The organism is Halomonas hibernica (assembly GCF_013183775.1).
Taxonomy (GTDB): Bacteria; Pseudomonadota; Gammaproteobacteria; order Pseudomonadales; family Halomonadaceae; genus Vreelandella; species Vreelandella citrativorans.
In genome coordinates this window covers 147021-170196 of the sequence record NZ_VIFN01000008.1, presented here as the reverse complement: position 1 = coordinate 170196, position 23176 = coordinate 147021, and the positions used below count along the sequence as shown (strand labels likewise).

The 23176-nt window shown below is 53.1% G+C and carries 25 protein-coding genes and 1 pseudogene; 16 read left to right on the top strand and 10 right to left on the bottom strand.

Translation table 11 applies throughout. The features are described from left to right. Positions 1-89: 89 nt before the first annotated feature. Positions 90-1160, top strand: coding sequence for a 23S rRNA (cytidine(2498)-2'-O)-methyltransferase RlmM (rlmM, locus tag FKN99_RS13360; protein ID WP_172118342.1), 1071 nt, complete (start codon positions 90-92; stop codon positions 1158-1160). 4 nt (positions 1161-1164) lie between these two features. Here rlmM and FKN99_RS13355 read toward each other — a convergent pair whose 3' ends face one another. Continuing rightward, positions 1165-1452, bottom strand: a complete 288-nt coding sequence (locus tag FKN99_RS13355) for an antibiotic biosynthesis monooxygenase family protein (protein WP_087111672.1) — start codon at positions 1450-1452, stop codon at positions 1165-1167. A 29-nt stretch (positions 1453-1481) separates the two neighbouring features. Between FKN99_RS13355 and tusA the strand changes: the two genes are divergently transcribed. Continuing rightward, positions 1482-1733 (top strand): sulfurtransferase TusA, encoded by a 252-nt coding sequence (gene tusA, locus FKN99_RS13350; RefSeq protein ID WP_087111670.1) that lies wholly within the window; start codon positions 1482-1484, stop codon positions 1731-1733. An 88-nt stretch (positions 1734-1821) separates the two neighbouring features. On the opposite strand, the gene FKN99_RS13345 is transcribed toward tusA, so the two are convergent. The 3 genes from FKN99_RS13345 to FKN99_RS13335 form a co-directional block, all read right to left on the bottom strand. Continuing rightward, positions 1822-2517: a hypothetical protein gene (locus tag FKN99_RS13345; RefSeq protein WP_172118341.1), complete on the bottom strand. Its 696-nt coding sequence runs from the start codon at positions 2515-2517 to the stop codon at positions 1822-1824. Positions 2518-2626: 109 nt separating this feature from the next. Next, a complete protein-coding gene (locus tag FKN99_RS13340) occupies positions 2627-3619 on the bottom strand; it encodes a DUF3080 family protein (protein ID WP_319941290.1) in 993 nt (330 codons plus the stop codon). Between the two features lie 3 nt (positions 3620-3622). Beyond that, positions 3623-5041, bottom strand: a complete 1419-nt coding sequence (locus FKN99_RS13335) for an MATE family efflux transporter (protein WP_172118340.1) — start codon at positions 5039-5041, stop codon at positions 3623-3625. Positions 5042-5180: 139 nt separating this feature from the next. On the opposite strand from FKN99_RS13335, the gene FKN99_RS13330 reads away from it, so the two are divergent. Continuing rightward, complete coding sequence (locus tag FKN99_RS13330; RefSeq protein ID WP_172118339.1) at positions 5181-5765, top strand: elongation factor P hydroxylase; 585 nt, start codon at positions 5181-5183, stop codon at positions 5763-5765. On the opposite strand, the gene FKN99_RS13325 is transcribed toward FKN99_RS13330, so the two are convergent. Further along, on the bottom strand, positions 5762-6241 hold the full coding sequence (locus FKN99_RS13325) for a hypothetical protein (protein ID WP_172118338.1): 480 nt from the start codon (positions 6239-6241) through the stop codon (positions 5762-5764). The genes FKN99_RS13330 and FKN99_RS13325 overlap by 4 nt on opposite strands. A 13-nt stretch (positions 6242-6254) precedes the next feature. After that, on the bottom strand, positions 6255-7106 hold the full coding sequence (locus tag FKN99_RS13320) for a TatD family hydrolase (protein WP_172118337.1): 852 nt from the start codon (positions 7104-7106) through the stop codon (positions 6255-6257). 133 nt (positions 7107-7239) lie between these two features. Here FKN99_RS13320 and FKN99_RS13315 point away from each other — a divergent pair, with 133 nt between their 5' ends. Next, complete coding sequence (locus FKN99_RS13315) at positions 7240-9159, top strand: ATP-binding cassette domain-containing protein (protein ID WP_172118336.1); 1920 nt, start codon at positions 7240-7242, stop codon at positions 9157-9159. 114 nt (positions 9160-9273) lie between these two features. Here FKN99_RS13315 and FKN99_RS13310 read toward each other — a convergent pair whose 3' ends face one another. Then, complete coding sequence (locus FKN99_RS13310; RefSeq protein WP_172118335.1) at positions 9274-9726, bottom strand: universal stress protein; 453 nt, start codon at positions 9724-9726, stop codon at positions 9274-9276. A gap of 148 nt (positions 9727-9874) precedes the next feature. Here FKN99_RS13310 and FKN99_RS13305 point away from each other — a divergent pair, with 148 nt between their 5' ends. Next, a complete protein-coding gene (locus FKN99_RS13305; RefSeq protein WP_172118334.1) occupies positions 9875-10414 on the top strand; it encodes a preprotein translocase subunit YajC in 540 nt (179 codons plus the stop codon). 8 nt (positions 10415-10422) lie between these two features. Here FKN99_RS13305 and slyA read toward each other — a convergent pair whose 3' ends face one another. Together slyA and FKN99_RS13295 are read right to left on the bottom strand one after the other, a co-directional pair. Next, positions 10423-10875, bottom strand: a complete 453-nt coding sequence (gene slyA / locus FKN99_RS13300; RefSeq protein ID WP_172118333.1) for a transcriptional regulator SlyA — start codon at positions 10873-10875, stop codon at positions 10423-10425. A gap of 74 nt (positions 10876-10949) precedes the next feature. Further along, positions 10950-12104: a DUF5924 family protein gene (locus FKN99_RS13295; RefSeq protein WP_172118355.1), complete on the bottom strand. Its 1155-nt coding sequence runs from the start codon at positions 12102-12104 to the stop codon at positions 10950-10952. A gap of 298 nt (positions 12105-12402) precedes the next feature. Here FKN99_RS13295 and fadB point away from each other — a divergent pair, with 298 nt between their 5' ends. After that, positions 12403-14580 carry a fatty acid oxidation complex subunit alpha FadB gene (gene fadB / locus FKN99_RS13290; RefSeq protein ID WP_172118332.1) on the top strand — a complete coding sequence of 726 codons (2178 nt, stop codon included), beginning with the start codon at positions 12403-12405 and terminating at the stop codon, positions 14578-14580. A gap of 24 nt (positions 14581-14604) precedes the next feature. After that, entirely contained in the window at positions 14605-15783 is a 1179-nt protein-coding gene (fadA, locus tag FKN99_RS13285; RefSeq protein WP_172118331.1) for an acetyl-CoA C-acyltransferase FadA, read from the top strand. A gap of 53 nt (positions 15784-15836) precedes the next feature. Here the strand turns inward: fadA and FKN99_RS13280 are convergent, their stop codons facing one another. After that, positions 15837-16307, bottom strand: a complete 471-nt coding sequence (locus FKN99_RS13280) for a flavodoxin family protein (RefSeq protein WP_172118330.1) — start codon at positions 16305-16307, stop codon at positions 15837-15839. Positions 16308-16540: 233 nt separating this feature from the next. On the opposite strand from FKN99_RS13280, the gene FKN99_RS13275 reads away from it, so the two are divergent. From FKN99_RS13275 to sufD, 9 genes and pseudogenes are all read left to right on the top strand, one after another. Beyond that, positions 16541-16756: a hypervirulence associated TUDOR domain-containing protein gene (locus tag FKN99_RS13275; protein WP_172118329.1), complete on the top strand. Its 216-nt coding sequence runs from the start codon at positions 16541-16543 to the stop codon at positions 16754-16756. Positions 16757-16816: 60 nt separating this feature from the next. Beyond that, positions 16817-17188 (top strand): thiol-disulfide oxidoreductase DCC family protein, encoded by a 372-nt coding sequence (locus FKN99_RS13270; RefSeq protein ID WP_172118328.1) that lies wholly within the window; start codon positions 16817-16819, stop codon positions 17186-17188. A 40-nt stretch (positions 17189-17228) separates the two neighbouring features. Beyond that, positions 17229-17765 carry a hypothetical protein gene (locus tag FKN99_RS13265; protein ID WP_172118327.1) on the top strand — a complete coding sequence of 179 codons (537 nt, stop codon included), beginning with the start codon at positions 17229-17231 and terminating at the stop codon, positions 17763-17765. A gap of 66 nt (positions 17766-17831) precedes the next feature. After that, positions 17832-18309, top strand: a pseudogene (locus tag FKN99_RS13260) (YbhB/YbcL family Raf kinase inhibitor-like protein). Positions 18310-18386: 77 nt separating this feature from the next. Continuing rightward, positions 18387-18728 carry a zinc ribbon domain-containing protein YjdM gene (locus FKN99_RS13255; protein WP_172118326.1) on the top strand — a complete coding sequence of 114 codons (342 nt, stop codon included), beginning with the start codon at positions 18387-18389 and terminating at the stop codon, positions 18726-18728. Between the two features lie 253 nt (positions 18729-18981). Further along, positions 18982-19446 (top strand): SUF system Fe-S cluster assembly regulator, encoded by a 465-nt coding sequence (locus FKN99_RS13250; RefSeq protein WP_172118325.1) that lies wholly within the window; start codon positions 18982-18984, stop codon positions 19444-19446. Positions 19447-19558: 112 nt separating this feature from the next. Beyond that, positions 19559-21001, top strand: coding sequence for a Fe-S cluster assembly protein SufB (gene sufB / locus FKN99_RS13245; protein ID WP_172118324.1), 1443 nt, complete (start codon positions 19559-19561; stop codon positions 20999-21001). A gap of 79 nt (positions 21002-21080) precedes the next feature. After that, positions 21081-21830: a Fe-S cluster assembly ATPase SufC gene (gene sufC, locus FKN99_RS13240; RefSeq protein ID WP_172118323.1), complete on the top strand. Its 750-nt coding sequence runs from the start codon at positions 21081-21083 to the stop codon at positions 21828-21830. Further along, positions 21827-23170 carry a Fe-S cluster assembly protein SufD gene (sufD, locus tag FKN99_RS13235; protein ID WP_172118322.1) on the top strand — a complete coding sequence of 448 codons (1344 nt, stop codon included), beginning with the start codon at positions 21827-21829 and terminating at the stop codon, positions 23168-23170. The genes sufC and sufD overlap by 4 nt, the downstream gene beginning before the upstream one ends. Positions 23171-23176: the final 6 nt, after the last annotated feature.

Genomic DNA, 23176 nt, shown 5'->3' with positions numbered 1-23176 from the left:
ATAAAGCGCACGTGTTAATGGTATGATGCGTCCCCAATGACTATATCAACCGGCTGTCACTTTGGGTGATGGACGCAATTTGAGGTGAAGTGGTGAGTGAAACGGTACCGACATCGTGGTTAGTTTACTGCCGCCCTGGTTTTGAACATGATGCGCTGTCAGAAATGCAGCACCATGCAAAGCACCAAGGGGTACCCTGTGAACCTGCTTATGGGGAAGGGTGGGTCAGCCTAACGCGAACAGACGATGAACCCGTTAATGACTTGCACCGGCGGGCGGCTTTTAAAAGACTTATTTTCGCTCGTCAAAGCCTGGCGGCCTTACCAGCACTCACCTTGTCACGAGATGATCGATTAACCGCTATTTTAGGGCAGGTTAAAGCCAGCGGCTGGAGTTTTGAAGAAATCTGGCATGAAACGCCCGATACTAATGATGGCAAGGCGCTGGTTGGCCTGATCAAAGCCCTTACCAAGCCGTTGCAAAGCATGTTGAAAAAACGCGGTGCGCTACGCGGCAAGGCAGGTGGGCGTCGGTTACATATTTTTTGGACCGATGGTGATCGCGCCCAGCTAGGCATAAGTTTCCCCGGGAATCGTAGCGAGCTGCTTAACGGTATTCGTCGGTTGCGCTTCCCTTCGCGTGCACCAAGCCGCTCTACACTTAAACTGGAAGAAGCATGGCATGAGTTTATCCCACGCGAAGAGTGGGAGGAGCGCTTGAGTGCGCATATGCAGGCAGCAGATCTAGGAGCCGCGCCCGGTGGATGGACATGGCAGTTGGTGCAGCGGGGCATGTACGTTTATGCCATTGATAATGGGCCAATGGATAAGCAGCTAATAGCCACTGGGCAAATTGATCACCTTAAAGAAGATGGCTTTACCTGGGAGCCGCCTCAGCGTTTGGATTGGCTGGTATGTGACATCGTGGATAAGCCCGTACGGGTGCTGGCGATGGTCGAGCGTTGGCTAACGCGTAAATGGTGTAGAGAGGCTATTTTTAACCTCAAACTACCCATGAAGAAACGTTGGGATGAAGTAACGCGCTGTTTGGAAACATTGGAAGAAGCGCTTAAAAACGCGGGTGTTGGTGCCCACATAAACTGTAGGCACCTTTATCACGACCGGGAAGAAGTGACTGTGCACGTAAGGCTAACCCACTAAGGTGTTAATAGCCCGCTTCATAGATGCGGATCGTCTCGTCTTCTGTTAATAGCGGTAAAATACGTTGCATCGCAGTGGCACGCGCATCGCTGGCGTGCCACTCTTTCCAGGCGCGTAAATCGCGCCATTTGGTAATCATCAAGCGTCGATCCGTATGGCCTTGTTGTGCCAGCGTTTCACCGCTGACAAAGCCTCTGACACCGAGCGAAACACGCATGACTTCGCGTGCGGCCTGTTCATACTCATCTTCAAGGCCAGGCATAATACGCCGTTCGATGATAACTTTAATCATGCTATCTAGTTCCTAAACCGAGGATATGAATGGCTGACACGACTGATGCCTCACCCCACTACGACACCGTTCTGGACACCACAGGGCTTTATTGTCCTGAACCTATCATGCTGATGCACAACAAGGTGCGTGATATGAGTTCAGGTCAAGTGCTTAAAGTTGTGGCAACAGACCCTGCTACCACGCGTGATGTACCTAAATTTTGTCAATTTTTGGGTCATGAGCTTGTCGACCGCAGTGAATCAGCAGAAAGCTACGTTTACTTTATACGCTTAGCGTAAAGATGTGCAGCCGTGCGCGGCAAAAATCGACCAATGGTGAATAGCCTCGCACGGTGCGCATAATTAAACAGGTGTGCCGCCTCGTACGTTAATCGCCTGGCACGACCATCATGGCTAATGTCTCAAGGGTAGCGGGATCTTCCTCAAGAATACGGTTAGCGATATGGCGCTGAAAGTAATAAACGCTCGGGTGGCAGGAGCGTGCACTGTAGAGGCACTTATCACCCAACAGAATGGGTGTCATTGTGGCCTTTTCTTCATCAGCAAGTAAGGCATCAATAGAGCCATCGCTGTACAAGCGCCATCCGTAAACGGGTTTCATATGCCGCGGTGCATTGGGGTGATTCATGCACAACGCGTGAGTGCCCAGGGTATCGGGAATTTGCTGGATGAGCGTAACGTCTCCCGACGCTTCATACTCAAAATAGTCAGCGGCAGCCGTTAGCTCGTAATATTTGTGATCGGGCGGTGAGTCAAAGATCTCTTCTGTTTCTGGGTCGCGATAGCCAACAAAATAGCCGTTTTCCTGGCTATCCACCTCTTGGCAGGCGGTTAGTGTTTCCATCCAGGGCACCAACCCAACAACATGGCCATCGGCTCTTAAGCCCCAGGCCAGAATGGGCATGCCAAAATAGGAATCGGGGCTCGCAGCGAGCTGGTATACCATTTCCAACCCGTCTAACTCGGGCGCTAAACGAACCAAACTTTTTTGCGCCTGCTGACGCAGGCGCACGGTATCCAGGTCGATGACCTGGGCAGAGCGGGGTGACTGGGATACGCCCATGATGTCCCTCCTAATGCTGCGTGGCCACGACATTGGTAAGCAAGAAATGCTTACCGCATCCTTCACCAATAGCACAGGTTGCCCATAAGGTTAAGAGGGAGGCGAATATTTAATCGCTTAAACAGACTGAGTGCATTTCTCTAAGCGATAAGTGGTGCGTTTTGGCCTGCTGATACTGCTGCCAAGGCGCTTGTGCGTTATCAAGCGAGAGCCATTGCGTTTGGTAAACACGTACCGCTTCTGGCAAGGCAACGCTTTGGCTGTTTATCAGCCTGTTGATAGCGAGTAGCCACTGTTGCGCGTTAGCTTCAAGGAGGTTCAGGGCTTCAGTGTCCCACGCTGTTAAACACGCTTCATGGTGTGGATCATGCTGGGTTAAGTGCTCGCTGGCGTCTTGTAAACGTTGTTCGGCAAGTAGCAATGTGCGCAGTATCTCGGCAGTTAAGGGGCGTTCTTGAAGGTGCTTGAGGTGGTTTTCAAGCTGAGAGGAGTCTTGCTGCCATGCTTGGCTAAACTGGCTATCTACCATCTGCTGCAAATAATCGACAGCGGCAAGCTGCTGCGCAATCGCTGGAAAATCACTCATCGCTAGCGGTTGGCTTGCCCGAGAGAAGCTTTTTACCCACTCATCAGAATCGAAAATAGCATTCCAGCTAACAGCGGGTAGTTGGGCTGTTTTCAGAGCAGTAAGCTGCTCAAGGCGCTCTTTATCGCGCTCGCTTAACCGGTCAGGGACATCGCTTTCCTGGCATGCCGCCAAGCGTTGCCATAACTCACGCTCGTAAAGCCAGTGCTGGCTGGGCGGTGCAACCCGGCCAAGCTGATTGTTGCGGGCTGCAATCAGCGATGTGATGTGACACTCGCGCAACGCGTAAATATTGAGTATGCCATCGCGGGTTTCAGCTACCTCAATCAGCCTTTCTTGGCGTTCTGGAAATGCCCCTATGTTGGATACTTCTGTGCGCTCGAGCGGAGGCGAGGACAGGTCTTCGGTCAACTGATGATGATAGGCGACCCATGGCTGCTCTGCCTCATGATCGCTGCAACCTGCCAAAATCGACATTGCCGTGAACATAACGAAAAGAAGCCACTGGTTTGTCACTTCTTACCCCTGTCGGCTAATCCATTTTAAACGCCAGGCCAACAACAGTGCGGCGGTGCTAAGCCCTGCAATCAAGCCTATCCAGTACCCATGAACACCTAAAGGCTCGGTTAAACCGCTTGCACCATGCACACCTAACCAGTAACCGCCTCCAAGGCCTACAAGCCAGTAGGAAAGCACTGTAATGACCATGACGATGCGGGTGTCCTTATACCCTCGTAGCGCGCCTGCCAGGTTCACCTGAAGCGAATCAGAGAGCTGGAAGATGACCGCAAGGGCAATGAGGGTAAGGGTCAGCGCCTGTATCTCAGGGTTCGAGGTATACAAGGCAATCACCGGCTTGGCAGTTAGCCACAAAAAGAGGCTGTTAAACGCCGCAATCAGTATGCTCACCACCACACCATTCCATGCGACCTGGCGAGCCAGTGTCAGGCGATGTTGGCCGAGGGTATTACCCACGCGTACCGTTAATGCCATGCTCAATGAAAGCGGCAGCATAAACAGAATAGAAGTAAAGCTGAGCGCGATTTGGTGAGCACCTACGGTTATCTCGCCTAGGCTAGCAACAAACAGGGCGATCAAGGTGAACAGGGTCACCTCAACAAAAATGGCCACGCCAATCGGCATGCCTACAAAAATCAGCTCTTTAATACCTGCCAGCTGTGGAGGCGTAAAACGGTGCCATAGCGACACGTTTTGGTAAGCACGCCCTCGGCGAGTATACAGCAGCATGATTAACATCATGGTCCACATGGAGATAGCCGTCGCGATCCCACAGCCAAAGGCACCCATGGCCGGAATTTGTTGCAGAATATCGGGAACGCCGCTACCCAACAAACTGACCAGCCCGTCGCCGCCGTAGATCAGCAGGTAGTTGGCCGGAATATTCACGAGCAAACCGATGACACTGATCCACAACGATGGCCGCGTATGGTTCATGCCATCCGAAAACGCGCGTAATGCTTGAAAGAGGGCAATACCGGGCATGCCGAACGCCACCGCTGAAAGATAAGCAGCTGATTCTTGAGCGACTTGAGCCGGTACATCCATTAATTCGAAAATGGGCATGACGCTGGTTCTAAGCAGAATCGCGGCGATAATGCCTAGCACCAAGGCCACCCATAATCCTTGATGAACCGCAGGGCGAATGGCATTGCTTCGCTGTCCGCCGAGGTGATAAGCGACAATAGGGGTAAGCCCCATGAGCGTGCCCGTCATAAAGAGCATCAAGGGCGCCCATAAACTGGTACCTACTGAGACCGCTGCCAGCGACGTAGCGTTAAAGCGTCCCGTCATCATGACATCGACTACCCCCATGCCTGCCTGGGCAAGCTGCGCGCCACAAATAGGCAGCGCCAATAAAATTAAGGCACGGGTTTCTGGCCAGTAGGTGGTTTTGATATCGTCAGCAAAGCGGGCCAAGGAAAGGCTCTCCGTTAGTAAAGTAATCTATAAAACGCCGCTAGATTAGCAGGAGTCGCTGGTTTTTGCCGTTTAGACTTCAGCCTACCTAACGAGGGCCGTTATACTAGGCAAAAAGGCCTTAAATAACGAGGATATTGTGGTTCACGCAGACGACAAGTGGTTACTTGAGGATATTACGGCACTCTTTGACGGCATTTTTATGCCGCGCTATCAAACCCGATTAGTGCGAGGTGAAGATGAGCCGCTTTATCGACCGGCAAGCAAGGAAGCGCCTTATCATCAGATTATCTTTGCCCGTGGGTTTTATGCCAGCGCCCTGCATGAAATTAGCCACTGGTGTATTGCCGGTGCCAAGCGCCGTCAGTTGGAAGATTATGGCTACTGGTATTTGCCCGATGGGCGTAATGCCCAGGAGCAGATCGCTTTTGAGCAAGCCGAAATTGCCCCTCAGGCGTTGGAGTCACTGTTTGCCGACGCGTGTGGGCGCATCTTTCATGTCAGCGTGGATAACTTGGGGGGCGATGTTGACGTCGATCGTGACGCATTTGCGGAGAAGGTAAACGCCCGAAAGCAGCGCTATTTACAAGAAGGCCTGCCCGCGCGCGCCAACGCCCTTTATGTGGCGTTGACGTCGTTTTATCAGCGCAAAGAGCCACTAGCCGCTGCGATTACCCAAGGCCAGGCAGTCTTGGGTCAAGCGCCTGTGGCTGCTAATGCTTAATCCGTTTCGGTTAAGCGCTGGTGCAAGGACAGCATGACCTCAAGCTCATGTTCGGGGCGCATGGGTTCCAGGCCCAGCTCGCTGAATGTCTCACGTCGCTGGCGGTGCCATTCACCCGGCGTGATAGACGGGTAGAGCACCGATGCCGGCGCCAGCTCTACAAAAGGGTCCAACCCATACGTATCAAATAGACGCGCCAGCGCCGCCTCGTCCTCACCATTGTCGCTGGTATAAAGAGTGGCGGAGAAGTAATCGTTTTCCAGCTCGCGAATCACCTCAAGGGGGCTAACGCCTAGGCTCTCAAGTTCCTCGATGCTGTAAGCGCCCATGGCATTGGTATCTTCCTTGATCCAGCTATCGTCTGGTTGGATCAAGGTTTCCTTAACGCGTCCATCGGGCAATGACCAGGCTATGGCAAGGGGGAGGCCATCTTCTTCGCCCGTTTCAATGGCAATAAATCCTGGGTAATCGGCCACGCTCGTACTCCTTTCAAGATTCTGTAGGCAGGCGGAAAAAGCGCTGTGCAGTTTGCGTCGTGGCGCTACCTAGTTCAGCTTCGCTGATGCCGCGCCACTGGGCAATTTCTTTTACGATCCACGGCAGAAGCGCTGGCTCATGGCGGCGCCCTTTGAGTTTAGCGGGTAGATTGCGGGGCAGCAGGTAAGGGCAGTCGGTCTCCACCATCAAGCGCTCCAGCGGAATATCGTTAACCAGCGGACGCAAGTGATGGCCGCGACGCTCATCGCAAATCCAGCCGGTCAGGCCAATATGTATATCCAGGTCCAGATAGCCGTGCAGCGTATCGCGGTCAGCGGTAAAGCAGTGCACAACCGCGTCGCTGATATCATCGCGCCAAGCGGCCAGTATTTCGCGCATTCGCACGCCTGCATCGCGCTCATGTAGAAAAAGCGGCAGGCCGCTTTCAACAGCTAGTGCCAACTGCGCTTCAAACGCATGCTCTTGCTCGGCAGGCGTCGAAAAATTGCGATTGAAATCCAGCCCGCATTCGCCAACGGCGACCACCTTCGGATGTGCGTGCAAGGCTTTCATCTTGTTTGCCAGTTCTGCATTCCAGCAACTGGCATCATGTGGATGAATGCCCGCCGTTGCGAAAAGGCCGGGATATTGTCCGGACAGGGCTATTGCCTGCTCGGCGTGCGCCAGGTCCGTGCCCGTGACAATCATTGTATTAACATGAGCAGCATGAGCCCGCGCGATGACGTCATCAAGATCACGATCAAAGCTTTCGTGCGTCAAATTAGCGCCAATATCGACCAACGGAGACGTAGGGCGAAATTGAAGCACTTCAGGTAAAACGTTATCGACTGCCGATGAAGCCAAGCGTTACTCCTTCGTCGAAAATAGCAAACCAGTATTGTAACGCTAAGCACACGTATCGACTAATGCGCGAGGCTTCCCCTCTACTGCTGTCGATGCGTTACACTGTGCGCCTCACGACGATGGAGGATACTGCGTGACCTTGTTACGACTCGAACAGCTGCAACTTGCCTACGGCACCCAAGTACTGTTGAACCGCGCTGACCTTACGGTCGAAAAAGGCGAGCGGCTGGCGCTGGTCGGGCGCAACGGCACCGGTAAATCTACGCTTTTAAAATTAGTGGCGGGTGATATTCAGGCTGATGACGGCTCGGTTTGGCGAGCGCCTGGCTTGAAAATTGGAGTGTTGGCTCAGGAGTTACCTGAGTCATCGGGCATGACTATTTTCGACATGGTCGCACAGGGTCTGCCTGAAGCGGGCGAGCTGCTGTCTGAATATCAGCACTTGATCAACGATCCCGACCCGGACATGAATCGCATGGCGACGTTGCAAACCCGCATCGAAGCGATTGATGGCTGGTCGTTCCATCAGCGTATTGATGTTGTGCTAACGCGGCTGGGACTTCCTCCTGAAACTGAGATGAGTTCTCTTTCAGGCGGCTGGCGTCGCCGGGTCGCGTTAGCGCGAGCGCTGGTGTCTGAGCCTGATTTACTTCTGCTTGATGAACCGACCAACCATTTGGACCTGGACACCATTGCATGGCTTGAAGAGCAGCTTCTGGCTTTTAATGGTGCGGTGCTGTTGATTACCCACGACCGGGCGTTTCTTTCCAGGCTGGCGACTAATATTCTTGAGCTTGATCGTGGCAAGCTGGGCCGCTACCCGGGCAAATACGAAGAGTTTCAGGCTCGCAAGCAGCACGAGCTTGAAGTTGAAGCGCGGGAAAATGCCGAGTTCGACAAAAAGCTGGCGCAGGAAGAGACTTGGATACGCCAAGGGGTTAAAGCGCGCCGTACCCGTAATGAGGGGCGGGTACGTGCTCTTGAAGCTATGCGCGACGAGCGCAGTCAGCGCCGTGAGCGCCAAGGCACTGCTAACCTGACCGTTGATAGTGGTGAGCGTACCGGTAAGCGGGTAGTTGAGCTTAAAGGGGTGACTCAGCGCTTTGGTAACGACGTTATTCTGCGGAATGTGAATCTGGAAGTCGTGCGCGGCGACCGTATCGGTTTTCTCGGGCGCAATGGCGCGGGCAAAACAACACTACTTAAAATTCTGTTGGGTGAGCTAGCACCGACCGAAGGCAGTGTACAGCTAGGCACGAACCTTAAAGTGGCCTATTTTGACCAGCTGCGCGCAGGACTTGAACTGGAAAAAACAGTTTATGACAACGTGGCTCAAGGCAGTGACCGAGTCAGCGTCGGTGGCAAGGATCGCCATGTCATGAGCTACCTGCAGGATTTCCTGTTTACGCCTGACCGCGTGCGTCAGCCTGTAAAAGCACTGTCGGGCGGGGAGTCTAATCGTCTGCTCTTGGCCAAGCTGTTTACCCAGCCTGCCAATGTGTTGGTGCTTGATGAGCCGACCAACGACCTGGATATGGAAACCCTGGAGCTGCTTGAAGAGCTGTTGCTGGACTTTGACGGTACGCTGTTACTGGTTTCCCACGACCGAACCTTTATGGACAACGTGGTGACCAGCATGCTGGCCTTTGAAGGCGAAGGCGTTGTCCGTGAATACGTGGGCGGTTACACCGACTGGATACGTCAGGGCGGTAAGCTACCGCCTGCCCCTTGGGAAGGCGCGGCGCGTCAACAAACCGAGCCCACCAGCGCGGCGGTAGAAAAAGCACCCGAGAAGGCACCTGAAGAGCCCGCTAAAAAAACCGTCAAGCTCTCCTATAAGTTTCAGCGCGAGCTGGATGCATTGCCTGCCGACATCGAGCGGCTTGAAGCCAATGTCGAAGCGCTGGAGCAAGTGGTAGGCGATCCCGCGTTTTATCAGCAGGAGGCCAGCGCGGTAACAGCAAAACTACAAGAGCTAGAGCATGCTCAGCAGGCGCTTGAAGCCGCCATGGAACGCTGGATGGAGCTTGAAGCCATGGCCAACGGCGAATAGCGAAAACTCAAGTGTATGTTCCCAAAGGCGCCTGGTCGGTGCCTTTGGGGATAGTAGCTTTTTGAACAGAAGCGTTCGATATGCAAGTCAGGCGCCGAGAATAAGCGCGTATATTTATTCGTCGCTGCTCTCGCCCTTTTTGCCAACCCGTACGGCGAGCACATCACACTGCGCGCCGTGCAGCACGCCTGTTGACGTTGAACCCAGTAGCAGGGCAAAACCGTGTCTTCCGTGGGAGCCAACCACAATCAAATCAACGTTATGTTCATCCGCGAAGCGATGAATTTCCGTGTCGGGCATGCCCACCACTACGTGCTGGTCGGCCTTGTCGATATGAGGGGTCGCAATTTCAGCCAGGCGCTGCTTGGCATGATCATCCAATTGGTCTTGAATGCTGGTAAGGTCCATCGGGATATCACCTCCATAGGCGAAACCCAAAGGCTCAAGGGTATGCATAATGGAGATTTTGGCACCATTGTTGCGCTCAGCGATAACGATCGCGCGCTCTAGTACCTTGTGAGAATCTTTTGTTAGGTCAACGGCAACCAGAATATGGTGATAGCTCATGGCTTATCTCCTTGGCGATAATTAACAAAGAAGCAAACTTTGTTAGATAACCTTTACTTTAAGCTGCATGGACAATCTTAACAACGATCTGCGTCATGGTTTTTTAAACGTGTTAACAGCGTACGACTGAAATAGGGTGGAAGCAGTGATGGTATGGTTAATTATCATTTTTGTATTGTTATTTGTGATGGCGCCGGTCATGTGGCTCAAGCCAAGCCCGCGTCAGGTAAGGCAAATGGCGTTGCGTAACGGTGCTAAGCAACAAGGGGTCAGTGTTAAAATGGAAAAACCCCCGCTGCACCATTTTAGGGGCACCATGCCCGCTTATCGTTGGCACTATCCTCAGGATGCGCCAGGCCCGGACTTTGTGCTGCTACGGGACAGCAATGCCAGTGCCGCACTAGAGCCCTATTATGCTGGCTGGCGTTGGCGTATTGCACCGTTGCGCGATTTACCTGAAAGTGCCAGTGCGCCGTTAAAAGCACTCTTGGAGCGGTTGCCTCAGGATGCACTAGTGATTGAATCGACGCCTTATGCGCTAACGCTTTGGTGGTGGGAGTCGCAAACCGCCGAGCGTTTCTCCACTTATCTTGCAGACGTAAAGCAATTAAAGGGCGCGCTAAGCGGTTTGTCGGACCAGCCGCTAGGCAAGCCGTTGGATAATCGAGACGGTGCGCATCACCGCTAGGTGAGCATCTAAGCAGTAGGGGGGTCTTGCTCGCGCGCTTGAATGGCTAGCCCGTTTGATTCAATTATTGACAGCCATTCATTGAGCTGTTCAAGCTCACGCTCACCAAGCCCGACAAAGAACTCTTCACGGACTTGGGTAGCCACCGCATCAATTTTTTCTAAAAGCGGCATTGCTGCTGGCGTAAGGTAAATACGCTTGCTGCGCCGGTCACTATCACAAGCGCGTCGCTCAACCAGACCCTGCTCCTCAAGTTGGCCCAGTGTACGAACAAGTGAAGGGGCCTCAACACCAATCACTCGCGCCAGGTCGCACTGGGGATGTCCCTCACCCAAGCGCCAGATATGATAAAGCGTGACCCAGCGCGTTTGGGTAAGCCCCAAAGGAGCGAGCCTACGATCCAAAATTGAGCGCCACAAATGCGGCAGGCGTGCAAGACGAAAACCAATCGATGAAGCCATGGGCAACTCGCTACCAAAAAGTGGGAGGATAGATTGTCATTAGCTATGGCTTGGATTGCAAGCCATAGGCGGACTTAGTCGCTTGTCGGCGTGTCAGAACGTTCACTGCTTCCTGGCACAAAACGACGCAAATCAAGTCTGCTTAAACCGCTGGCGCGAATAGCGCTATCGGCTTTAGAGGCCTTTTGTAAGTCTTCCGATACCGTAAAACGAATCAGCCCCACGCGTTGACCACTATCCGTCATGATATCTATTCGCCAGTCACCTGATGGGTCAGCAGGAAAGTTAAGCTTATGACTCCATGCCCGATAACCCTGTTCACGCCCACCACTAATGTCCAGCCGGACGGTATCTAACGGTTCACCGTTATGACGCCAGGCGTGGTAAATAGTTTCGCTTAATCCTCGTGGGGCACGGATCGCGGTATACACATAAAGGCCGTTTTCACGAATAGCATCCGGCGTCAGCGCAATGGAACCCTGCGGTTCTCGCTGCTGAATATCAAGCGAAGGGGAGAGCGCACTGCTGGTCAACCAAAGGCTTGCGGGCGGCACCCAAATACGGCCTATCCAGGCAGCATACGCAAGTGCAAGCGTTAGCCCTAGAAATAGGCACCAGCGTTTTAACGAGCGCTGCTTGAGTAAATGCCAAAAGCTGGGAAGCGCTACCAGTACCATCAAGGACATTGCTAATAAAAGGCTTTGTCCGGTCGTGAGATGGAGCATGATCGGTAGCGTTACCAGCATCACCAAAAAAACGCACAGCGCATGGAAAATAAAATAGAGACTGCGCCAGCGGCCAGCTACCTTGTAATAAAGCGGGTCGATAATTGATAACAGCGCCATGCCAATGACCAGGAGAGCAAATAGCGTTTGTCCGCTGTTCCATACCGTCGTAATTAAAATGAACGGAAGGGTAAAAAACAGCGTCTCCTGGTGAATCATTTGGGCAATAAACGTAGTGGCGCCACGGTGCAGGGTAGGGTGGCCGCGCTTGGCCAGCCAGCGGCCAATTAAACTTTCAGAAAGCAGCAACGTCCAGGTAAATAGCAGCCCCAGCGCTAGCGCCGCACCTAGCCACTGCTGACGGTCGACCAGAAAAAAACTGCCTACTCCCGCTGAAAATGCCATGGGCGGCCATAGCCAGCTCCAGGGTTTAATGCGCTCCACTAAGCGCTCGGTAAAGTGCTGAATGGCTTTTATGCGCGTCGGTGTTAACAGGGCGCCCATGAATATATGACCCATAGTGAAAAAAACATGATCCATGGGTTTCTGAAAAAAGTCGATGCCCAGTAGGTAATCGTCTTAATGTGTCCTTAATAACGGAATATTTAGGTGATGAGAAAGTGTACTTCCTGGCAGGGATTAGCCAAAAGTCAGGGCTTGACGTTGTTGGATAACTCAACCAAGCTAACGCTATCAAACGACCGTATGAAATGCTGGCGAACCAGCCAGGGACTTGTCGCTAAAACTTGCTGCAAGAGTCTGCTGACAGGAGCGCCAGTTCAAACCTGTGGAGAGAGCACGGATGATCTATCAAGGCAATGCCATCACGGTGGAGCGTCGTGACACCCTGAGTGGCCATCACATCGCGCGGCTTATTTTTGATTTAAAAGATGAGTCCGTTAATAAGCTTTCCAGCGCTGTTGTTACCGAACTGGGAGAGGCCGTTAGCGCTCTTCAGGCGGCAGATGACTTGCAGGGCCTGATGATTGGCAGCGGCAAAGACGCATTCATTGTCGGGGCGGATATCACCGAGTTTCACAGCCTGTTCACTAAAGGTGAAGCGTACCTTGAGGAGATGAATCTCAAGGTGCACGAGATATTTAATGCGATTGAAGATCTCCCTTTTCCAACCGTTGCCGCTATTAATGGCCTTGCCTTGGGTGGCGGGTGCGAAGTGCTGCTCACCACTGATTTTCGCGTGATGAGCGAAAAAGCTAAAATTGGACTTCCCGAAACCAAACTGGGCATTTTGCCGGGCTGGGGTGGTTGTGTACGCTTGCCACGCTTGATTGGCGCTGACAATGCGATTGAATGGATTGCCGGTGGCACTGAAAACCGCGCCGATGCGGCGCTAAAAGTCGGCGCTGTCGATGCCGTGGTCACGCCCGAGCAGCTAGAGGAGGCGGCGCTAGACATACTCGACCGCGCTAGCGCTGGCGAGCTTGATTACCAGGCGCGTCGCGCAGAGAAAAAAGGCCCCTTAAAGCTCAATGCTATCGAACAAATGATGGCGTTTGAAACGGCCAAAGGGTATGTCGCCGGCAAAGCGGGCCCTCACTATCCAGCGCCTATTGAAGCTATCAAGGTTATTCAAAAAGGTGCGGGTGAAGAGCGCAGTCGCGCCCAGGCCATTGAGGCGAAAGCCTTTGCCAAGCTTGCGTTAAGCAGCGTGGCGTTTAACCTGGTCGGTCTGTTTATGAACGACCAGGTCGTCAAAAAGAAAGCCAGCAAGTATGAAAAGCAGGCGCAGCCTGTTAAGCAAACGGCCGTGTTGGGTGCCGGTATAATGGGCGGTGGTATTGCTTACCAAAGCGCCTCTAAAGGCACGCCTATCTTGATGAAAGACATCAAGGATGAAGCCATTGAACTGGGCCTGAAAGAGTCCCGTAAACTATTCGCCAAGCAGGTTGAGCGTAAAAAACTCACCAGTGAGCAAATGGCGGAAAAGCTGACCAATATTCGCCCCACGCTCTCCTACGGCGACTTCGGCAATGTTGATTTGGTGGTTGAAGCGGTTGTTGAAAATCCCAAGGTAAAAGGTGCGGTGCTCAGCGAAGTCGAAGAGATGGTAGGAGAGAATACGATCCTGACCTCCAACACATCGACCATTTCGATTAACCGCTTGGCTCAGAATCTGAAGCGCCCTGAAAATTTCTGTGGCATGCACTTTTTTAACCCTGTGCATCGCATGCCGCTGGTTGAAGTTATTCGCGGTGAAAAAACCTCTGACGCAGCCGTTGCGGCGACGGTGGCTTATGCTCGTGCCATGGGGAAAACGCCCATTGTGGTGAATGACTGCCCCGGCTTTTTAGTAAACCGTGTGCTGTTCCCCTATTTCGGCGGCTTCAGCTTCCTGGTCGAGCAGGGTGCCGACTTCCAGCGTGTTGATAAGGTCATGGAGAAGTTTGGCTGGCCGATGGGGCCTGCTTACCTGCTGGATGTGGTCGGTATGGATACGGCGGTTCACGCTAATGACGTCATGGCGGAAGGCTTCCCGGACCGCATGGCGCGTGAAGGCAAAACGGCAATCCAGGTGATGTACGAAAACGAGCGCCTGGGCCAGAAAAACGCCAAGGGTTTTTATGCCTATGAAGAGGATAAAAAAGGCAAGCCCAAAAAAGTAACGGATGAGCAGGCCTACGCGTTAATCGAGGAAGTGGTTAGCGACAAAAAAGAGTTCTCCGACGAGGATATTATTGCCCGCATGATGGTGCCGCTCTGCATGGAGACGGTTCGTTGTCTGGAAGACAATATTGTTGATACGCCTGCCGAAGCGGATATGGCGCTGATTTACGGTATTGGTTTCCCGCCTTTCCGCGGTGGCGCGCTGCGCTATATCGACGCCATGGGCGTGGCGGAGTTCGTCAAACTGGCGGAAGCGTTAGCGGCAGAGCTCGGCCCGCTGTACGCGCCGACTGAAAAGCTGCGCCAAATGGCGAAGAACAATGACCAGTTTTATCCCGCCCCCGGTCAGGCCTAAGTCACCGCGAACAGGAGAAATAAGATGAGTTTGAATCCCAGAGATATCGTGGTGGTCGACGGTGTACGTACCGCTATGGCAAAAGCCAAGCATGGCGCATTTCGTAACGTTCGTGCGGAAAACCTGTCCGCTGCTGTCATGCAGGCGTTGTTTACCCGTAATCCCAATCTAGACCCTTCAGAAGTAGATGATGTAATTTGGGGCTGCGTGAACCAGACCCTTGAACAAGCCATGAACATTGCCCGCAACGCGGCGATCATGACCGGCATTCCACGCTCGGTACCGGCTCAAACCGTTAACCGTCTGTGTGGCTCCTCCATGACTGCGCTGCATATTGCGGCGGCGAATATCAAAGCGGGCATGGGCGATTTCTACATCATTGGTGGTGTAGAGCACATGGAACATGTGCCCATGGCGCATGGGGTTGATGTAAACCCTGCGATTAGTAAATACGCCGCTAAAGCCTCCATGATGATGGGGCTGACCGCCGAGCTACTAGGTAAGATGCACGGTATTACGCGGGAAGATCAGGACCGGTTTGGCGTGCGTTCGCACCAGCGTGCTCAGGCAGCAATGGAGAAAGGCTACTTCGATAACGAGATTGTCGGTGTTGAAGGCCATGACCAGCGCGGCTTTAAAGTGCTGTTCAAGAGCGATGAAGTGATCCGCTCTGATGCAAGCTTTGAGTCCATGGCCCAGCTTAAGCCGGTGTTTGATCCGCGTAGCGGTACCGTCTCGGCAGGCACGTCGTCCGCGCTTTCCGTGGGCGCTTCCGCCATGGCGATCATGAGCTATGAGCGCGCCCAGGCGTTGGGGCTTGAGCCTATTGCTAAAGTGCTTTCTACCGGTGTGGCTGGGTGCGATGCATCGATTATGGGCTATGGCCCGGTGCCAGCTTCTAAAAAGGCGCTGAAAGCCGCAGGCCTTTCGTCGGATGATATCCAGACTGTCGAGCTTAACGAAGCCTTTGCAGCGCAAAGTCTGCCGGTATTGAAAGACCTGGGCTTTTTGGATGCCATGGACGAAAAGGTTAACTTAAACGGTGGCGCGATTGCCTTGGGCCACCCACTAGGTTGTTCCGGCTCACGCATCAGCACCACGCTGCTCAACGTTATGCAACAGCGCGACACCACGTTGGGCCTGGCCACCATGTGTATTGGTATGGGGCAAGGGGTTGCGACGGTATTTGAGCGCTTGAAGTAACCAGCCTTATGCACTGATAAACGGCACCTATCAAGGTGTCGTTTTTTTTCGCCTTAAATAATCCCAGCCTCCAGGCTGGCAGCCACGGATAGCCCCAGCTCCTCGCATTGCTCGATAAAACCTGCCTGAAAGTCGCCCCGGCAAATAAGTGGCTCTTGTATGAGTCGCCAGCGCAGCCCGGTGGTAATGCTCTCAATGCCACGCTGAGTGCCGGTGCCATCGTGGCCTGCCCGAATATAAAACGCGAACGGTAAACCTTCGGTTTTATCAAGGCAGGCGTAGTAGCATCGATCAAATACGTCCTTCACTAACCCTGCCATATAGCCCAGGTTTTCAGTGGTGCCGAGAATAATCGCATCGGCTGAAAGAATATCGTCCGGTTGTGTTTCAAGCGGGGTGAGCGATGTTACCACCACCTTTTCCACGTCAGGGTGGGACGCGCCGTGCACCACCGCCTCCAGCATCTTTTGTGTGTTCTCGGAAGGTGCATGTGCAATGATCAGCAGTTTTTTGCATTCCGCCATGGCAGCCTCTTGTCTAATGAAGTAAGGACACGCAAAGGCAAGCAGCCATTCTTTAAAGCGGCGCGTCTACCGGATGCTAGGGTAGCAACCTGGCTCTTATGTGTCGTCACAGGTGAATACTTAGCGCTATGAGTGAGTACATCTACACTTAAGGTTCAGTGAACCAAATTCTGATAGGGATGGGGAATGATAGGGGGGAGAACGATAGAGGTGGAAAACAATAGGAGTGAAGAATGGCTAAGCGCTTCAAGGTGGGCGATCACGTAAAATGGAACTCAGAGGCTGGCTATGTAAGCGGGCATATCACTCGCGTACATACGCAGGATACGACCTACAAAGGTCATCACCGTTATGCCAGTGAGGAGGAGCCGCAGTATGAAATCAAAAGCGACAAAACCGATCATGTTGCGATGCATAAAGACGCCGCGCTTACTCTGATGGATCACTAGCATTGCGTCGTGCCACCGACGTGCCACACTTACCCCCTCAATGTCCGCTCCGAGTATTATATGCCCACTGACAACACAATTAAGGTCTATTACGATGCGGTTTGTCCCCGCTGCCGCAAAGACAGGCAGCGTTATGAGCGTTGGGCCGGCGAGGGGGCAAGCGATATTCGTTGGTGTGATGTCAGTGAGCACCGGCATACACTGCAAGAGAAGGGTATAGAACCTGACGCTGCGTTAAAGTCGCTGCATGTTGAGCAGGCTGATGGGGATATAGTAGAAGGCATTGATGCCTATCGTCTGTTAATGGCTCGGGTTGTCTTTTTACGCCCGGTTGCGTGGTTGATCGGCCTGCCGGTGATTAAACCAGGATTAAGGAAGCTCTATGATGGCTGGGTAAAACGACGCTTAAAGCAGCAGGGTCGCTGGTCTTAAAAATGATGGTGGTAATTTGCATGGGGAGCCCATAGGAAACATGAAAATAAAGCAAAACATGTTATGTGTCCTGCTACTTGGAAGTGTGCTATTGGCAGGGTGTGCGGGCAAGCAACACAGGGCGACATCGACAGCACCTCAAACGAATGATGAGCCTGTTCAGGCAGCACCCGTTGCAAGTACCAGCAGTGTATCGGCGACTGACTGGGTGCCGCCGCTGTACATGAGCTCTGAAGAAGAGGCCGCTTACTATGTGAGCCGGCTTTCTGATCGCCGCTTCGTTTCCTATTACGGCGACCAGGATAACCGCCGCACCTTTTATATTGCCGCCGAGCGGTTAGGTGATATTGGCTTACCCGCAGTGCCACTTTTGTATGCGCGCTTGAATACCCAGGATGAGTACGAACAAATGCTGGTGCTTTACGCGCTTCAACTGGCAACACAAGATCCGCTGCTAACGTCTAAAACCGGTGGGAATTATGTGCAGCTACCCTCCGTGCTAAGCCCCGAGAGCAACGCAGAAAATGTGGTAATTGCGCAGCAGTGGTGGCAACGCAACGCGGGTTATCTGAATTAACGTTGATGCCTTGGATATTTACTACCACTCTGTAGACATAGTGATTGGCTAACCAGGGAGAAACTTATGGCATTTGCTCTGTCATCAATGGAAGTCACCAGCACCGCTTTTGAGCAGCATCAGGCGATTCCTGCCCGCTATACCGGGGAAGGCGATGATATATCGCCTCCTCTTGAGTGGCATAACGTACCTGAAGGTACAAAAGGGTTTGCGGTTATTTGCCACGACCCCGATGCGCCGCTGGTAAAAGATGGCCGCTACGGGTTTGTTCACTGGACCCTTTATAACCTGCCCGGCGATATTGCCGGGCTGGATGAAAACACCCAGCTGGGCAACTTGTGGCAATAACGACTTCGACAAGCAGGGCTACGGCGGTCCTATGCCCCCAGAAGGGCATGGTAAGCACCTTTACTACTTTTTAGTGCTTGCTTTGGATCAGCCAATGGATCTGCCAAAAGGTCTAAGTGTCGCGGCGCTATTTGAGAAGGTAGAGCCGCACGTATTGGGAATTGACCGGCTTGTAGGCACCTACCAGCGGGGCTAATGCCCCCTTGGACTGGAGCATTTTGCCTAACCGGTGTAGGCTCCATCGCTTTGCTGGTTTTTGTGATGGAGCCATTGATGAACGAATTACCTAATTGTCCTGCCTGCGCCTCAACGTTCACTTACGATGACGGCTTGCAGTACGTCTGCCCGGAATGTGGTAATGAGTGGTCGAAAACGGCGGATGCCGATGCCCCTGACGATATTCCCAGCGTACGCGATGCGAACGGCAACCCCCTTTTTGACGGCGATAGTGTGACCGTCATTAAAGATTTAAAGGTCAAAGGCAGCTCGTTGGTTGTTAAGGTCGGCACGAAGGTTAAGAGTATTCGTATTGTTGAAGGTGATCATGATATCGACTGTAAAGTTGATGGCATTGGCCCCATGAAGCTTAAATCTGAATTCGTTAAAAAAGCCTGATGCTCAGTTAATCAGGTGCTGAGCCATAACAAGCCTATCCCTGGTGGATAGGCTTTTTTGTGGGATAGCCAATAAAATTCTTAAATGATAATGATTGTTGTTTTTGATGGTAACGGCGGCGAACGTGCCAGAACTTGACGCAATTTGCCAAGAATTGGGCAATAGGGCTTCACATCGATTTTATACAGGACTAAAATGGTACCCAATTAACACGCAAGCCAGCCTGATGATTTGCTGGCTAACGGGAGTCGCTATGCTCAAGCTTTCTCGGCTGACAGATTACGCCGCTGTTGTGATGGCACAAATTGCGCGTCACCCAGAGGCATCGCATACGGCAGCTGACTTGGCGGAAGACGTACAGCTACCGCACCCAACGGTAAGCAAAACGCTTAAGATGTTGGTCCGAGCGGGGCTTTTAGCGTCACAGCGAGGGGCGCAAGGCGGTTATCGGCTTGCCAGACCCGCGTCACAAATTACCGCAGCGGATATTATTGCGGCGATTGAAGGCCCTGTCGCGATGACCGAGTGCAGCCATGCCCAGGGAGAGTGCGAGTTGGTCGCAACGTGTGGTGTGGCCGACAATTGGCAGCGTGTATCGCTCGCGATTCGTACCCTGCTTGAAAGCGTAACGTTAGCCCATTTGGCGGCATCATCGCCTCTCAAGCTACCCGTACAATTACCAATTCAAAGTATCAACCTATCGGCGGTATCTGCGTAGCTCTGGATATACAGGGTTCTGAACATACGCAAATCCCGATAAGCGTTGATACGCATTTATTTATAATTGACGGCGAGCGGTGCTCGCCACCAACTGCCCGGAGGGTAACACCATGGCAACCGAAGAAATGGAACAGTTGGTTCGTCGCGAATACAAAGATGGCTTTGTAACCGATATTGAAAGCGACACGCTTCCACCCGGTCTAGACGAAAATACCATCGCGTTTATCTCCAAGAAGAAGGGTGAGCCGGAGTGGATGCTTGAGTGGCGTCTTGACGCTTACCGCCAGTGGTTGGCCATGAAAGAGCCTTCCTGGGCGCATCTTGATTATCCGCCTATCGACTACCAGGCGATTTCCTACTTCAGTGCGCCCAAGCGCCCCGAAGATGGCCCGCAAAGCCTCGACGAAGTAGATCCCAAGCTGCTGGAAACCTACGAAAAACTGGGTATTCCACTACACGAGCGGGCGGCGCTTGCCGGCGTTGCAGTTGATGCGGTATTCGATTCAGTATCCGTAACGACGACCTTTAAAAAGGAACTGGCAGAAGCCGGTGTTATCTTCTGCTCCATTTCTGAGGCAATCCGCGATTATCCCGAGCTGATCAAGCAGTATTTGGGTACCGTCGTGCCGGTGGCCGATAACTACTTTGCCGCGCTTAACTCAGCCGTGTTTACCGACGGCTCGTTCGTATTTGTTCCTGAAGGCGTTACCTGCCCGATGGAACTATCGACGTACTTCCGTATCAATGCGGCCAATACCGGCCAGTTTGAGCGTACGCTGATCATTTGCGAAAACCGTGCTCAGGTTTCTTACCTGGAAGGTTGCACCGCGCCGATGCGCGATGAGAACCAGCTGCACGCGGCCGTTGTTGAGCTTGTCGCATTGGATGATGCCTACATCAAATACTCTACCGTCCAGAACTGGTACCCCGGTGATGAGAACGGCAAGGGCGGCATCTATAACTTCGTGACCAAACGTGGCGACTGCCGCGGCGCGCGTTCACGCATTAGCTGGACCCAAGTTGAAACCGGCTCGGCCATTACCTGGAAATATCCTTCCTGCGTGCTGCGCGGTAAAGACAGCATTGGTGAGTTCTACTCCGTTGCCGTTACTAACGGGCGCCAGCAGGCCGATACCGGTACCAAGATGATTCACATTGGTGAAGGCACGCGTTCCTATATCGTGGCCAAAGGTATTTCGGCAGGTAAGAGCGACCAGTCCTATCGCGGCCTGGTGAAAATTGGCCCGCGTGCCAAAGGCGCGCGTAACTTCACGCAGTGTGATTCGCTGCTGATTGGCGACAAGTGTGGCGCTCACACCTTCCCGTATCAGGAAATCGGTAACAGCACGGCAACGATTGAGCATGAAGCCACCACCTCAAAAATTGGTGAAGATCAGCTGTTCTACTGCCGGAGCCGGGGTATTTCCGAGGAAGATGCGGTCAGTATGATTGTTAACGGTTTCTGTAAAGATGTTTTCCAGGAGCTACCGATGGAGTTCGCGGTAGAGGCTGAAGCGCTCTTGAACGTGACATTGGAAGGCGCGGTAGGCTAATCGTTTAGCCGGATTGCCGTACACATTACTTTGATACGCGTCGCGCCAGCGACTCGCCAGAATTAGAAGGTTTATGACTATGTTGCAAGTAACTGATTTACACGTCACCGTTGAAGACAAGCAGATCCTTAAAGGGCTTACCCTGACCATCAACGCCGGTGAAGTACACGCCATCATGGGGCCTAACGGCGCGGGTAAATCAACCCTGTCAGCGGTGATTGCAGGTAAAGATGGCTATGAAGTCACCCAGGGCAGCATCACCTTTGAAGGTAAAGACGTACTTGAGATGGAAATTGAAGAGCGCGCCCAGGCAGGCCTGCTGTTGGGTTTCCAGTACCCGGTTGAGATTCCGGGGGTAAAGAATATTTACCTGTTGAAGTCAGCGCTGAACGCCCAGCGCAAGGCGCGCGGTGAAGAAGATATGCCAGCGCCTGAGTTTATGAAGCTGGTAAAAGAGAAGCTTGGCTCTATGAAAATGGATGCCAGCTTCCTGCAGCGCGCGGTTAACGAAGGCTTCTCTGGCGGCGAGAAAAAGCGCAACGAAATTCTCCAAATGCTGGTTCTCCAGCCTAAACTCGCCATGCTGGATGAGATCGACTCCGGGCTTGATATCGACGCCATGAAAGTGGTCGCCGACGGTGTTAACAGCCTGCGTGCCGAAGAGCGCGCGATTCTGTTGGTAACCCACTATCAGCGCCTGCTTGACTATATCGTTCCTGATAAAGTCCACGTCCTGGTTGACGGCCGTATTGTTAAAACCGGTGATGCCGAGCTTGCCAAAGAGCTAGAGGCTAACGGATACGAAGGTATTGAGGAGTCTGTGGCATGAGCGATACGCAAACCTTTCTGGACACGCTAAAAGCGCGTAGCCAGCAGCGCGAAACGGAGCCGTCGTGGATTGCCGCGCGTCGCCAAGCGGGCGCTGCTCGCTTTGAAGCGCTGGGCTTTCCCACTCGCCGTGATGAAGAGTGGAAATATACCGATGTTCGCACCATCGCTCAGGGTAACTTTACACTGGCCGATAATGGCGACTACTCACCCGCTCAGGCAGCAGCATTAACGCTACCTGTCGCGGCTTATCGGTTAACGTTTGTTGATGGTGTTTACGCCCCGGCGCTGTCGGATATCGACGCACTGCCCCAGAGCGTTCATGTTATGCCACTGTCAAAAGCGCTTGCTGAAAATCACGAAGCGGTGGGTGGCCCACTTGGCCGCTTAACAGGCGTGGATTTCTCTCCCTTCGCAGCCTTGAATACCGCGTTTATGGAAGAGGGCGCTGTGGTGCGTATCGCGCCGGGTACGGTGGTCGATAAGCCTATCGTGCTGCAGTTTCTCTCCAAGGCGAGCAGTGCGCCGGTGATGAGCCATCCACGTATTCTGGTTGAGGCGGGTGGTCGCAGTGAAGCCACGTTGATTGAGCACTATTGTGGCGATCAGGACGCAGCTAACTTCACCAACATTGTGGGCGAATTTATGTTGGACCGCGGCGCTATCCTGAACCACTACAAGCTTCAGGAAGCACCGCTTAACGACATGCATATTGCCAGCATGCATGTTGAGCAGGGGCGCGATAGCCGTTACACCTCGTATAACCTGAATCTGGGTGGTGCGCTGGTGCGTAACGACCTGATCAGTGACCTTAATGGTCAGGGGGCCGAAACCAACTTCTTTGGCCTGTTCTTCGGTCAGGGTCGTCAACATGTGGACAACCACACCAAGGTCAATCATAACGCGCCCTTGACGTTCTCCAATGAGAACTACAAAGGCATCCTGGATGACCGTGCGCATGGCGTGTTTAACGGCAAGGTGTACGTTAAGCGCGATAGCCAGAAGATCGAAGGCTTTCAGAGCAACCAGAACCTGCTGCTGTCTGACCGCGCCCAGATTGATGCCAAGCCTGAACTTGAAATTTATGCCGACGATGTGAAGTGCTCTCACGGCACCACGACCGGTCAGCTGGATGAAGAGGCTATTTACGCGCTGCGTACGCGTGGTATCGATGAGGCGACGGCGCGGGGGCTGTTGACCCTGGCCTTTGCCGGTGAAGTGCTGGATAAAGTGACGCTGGATGAAGTCGCTGAGCGCGTAGAGCTTGCGGTTGCCGGTAAATTGCCGGAACGCTTTAACCTGGCTGGCCTGGTAGAAACGGCCGTCGCGCTCAACGACTAAGTTCTA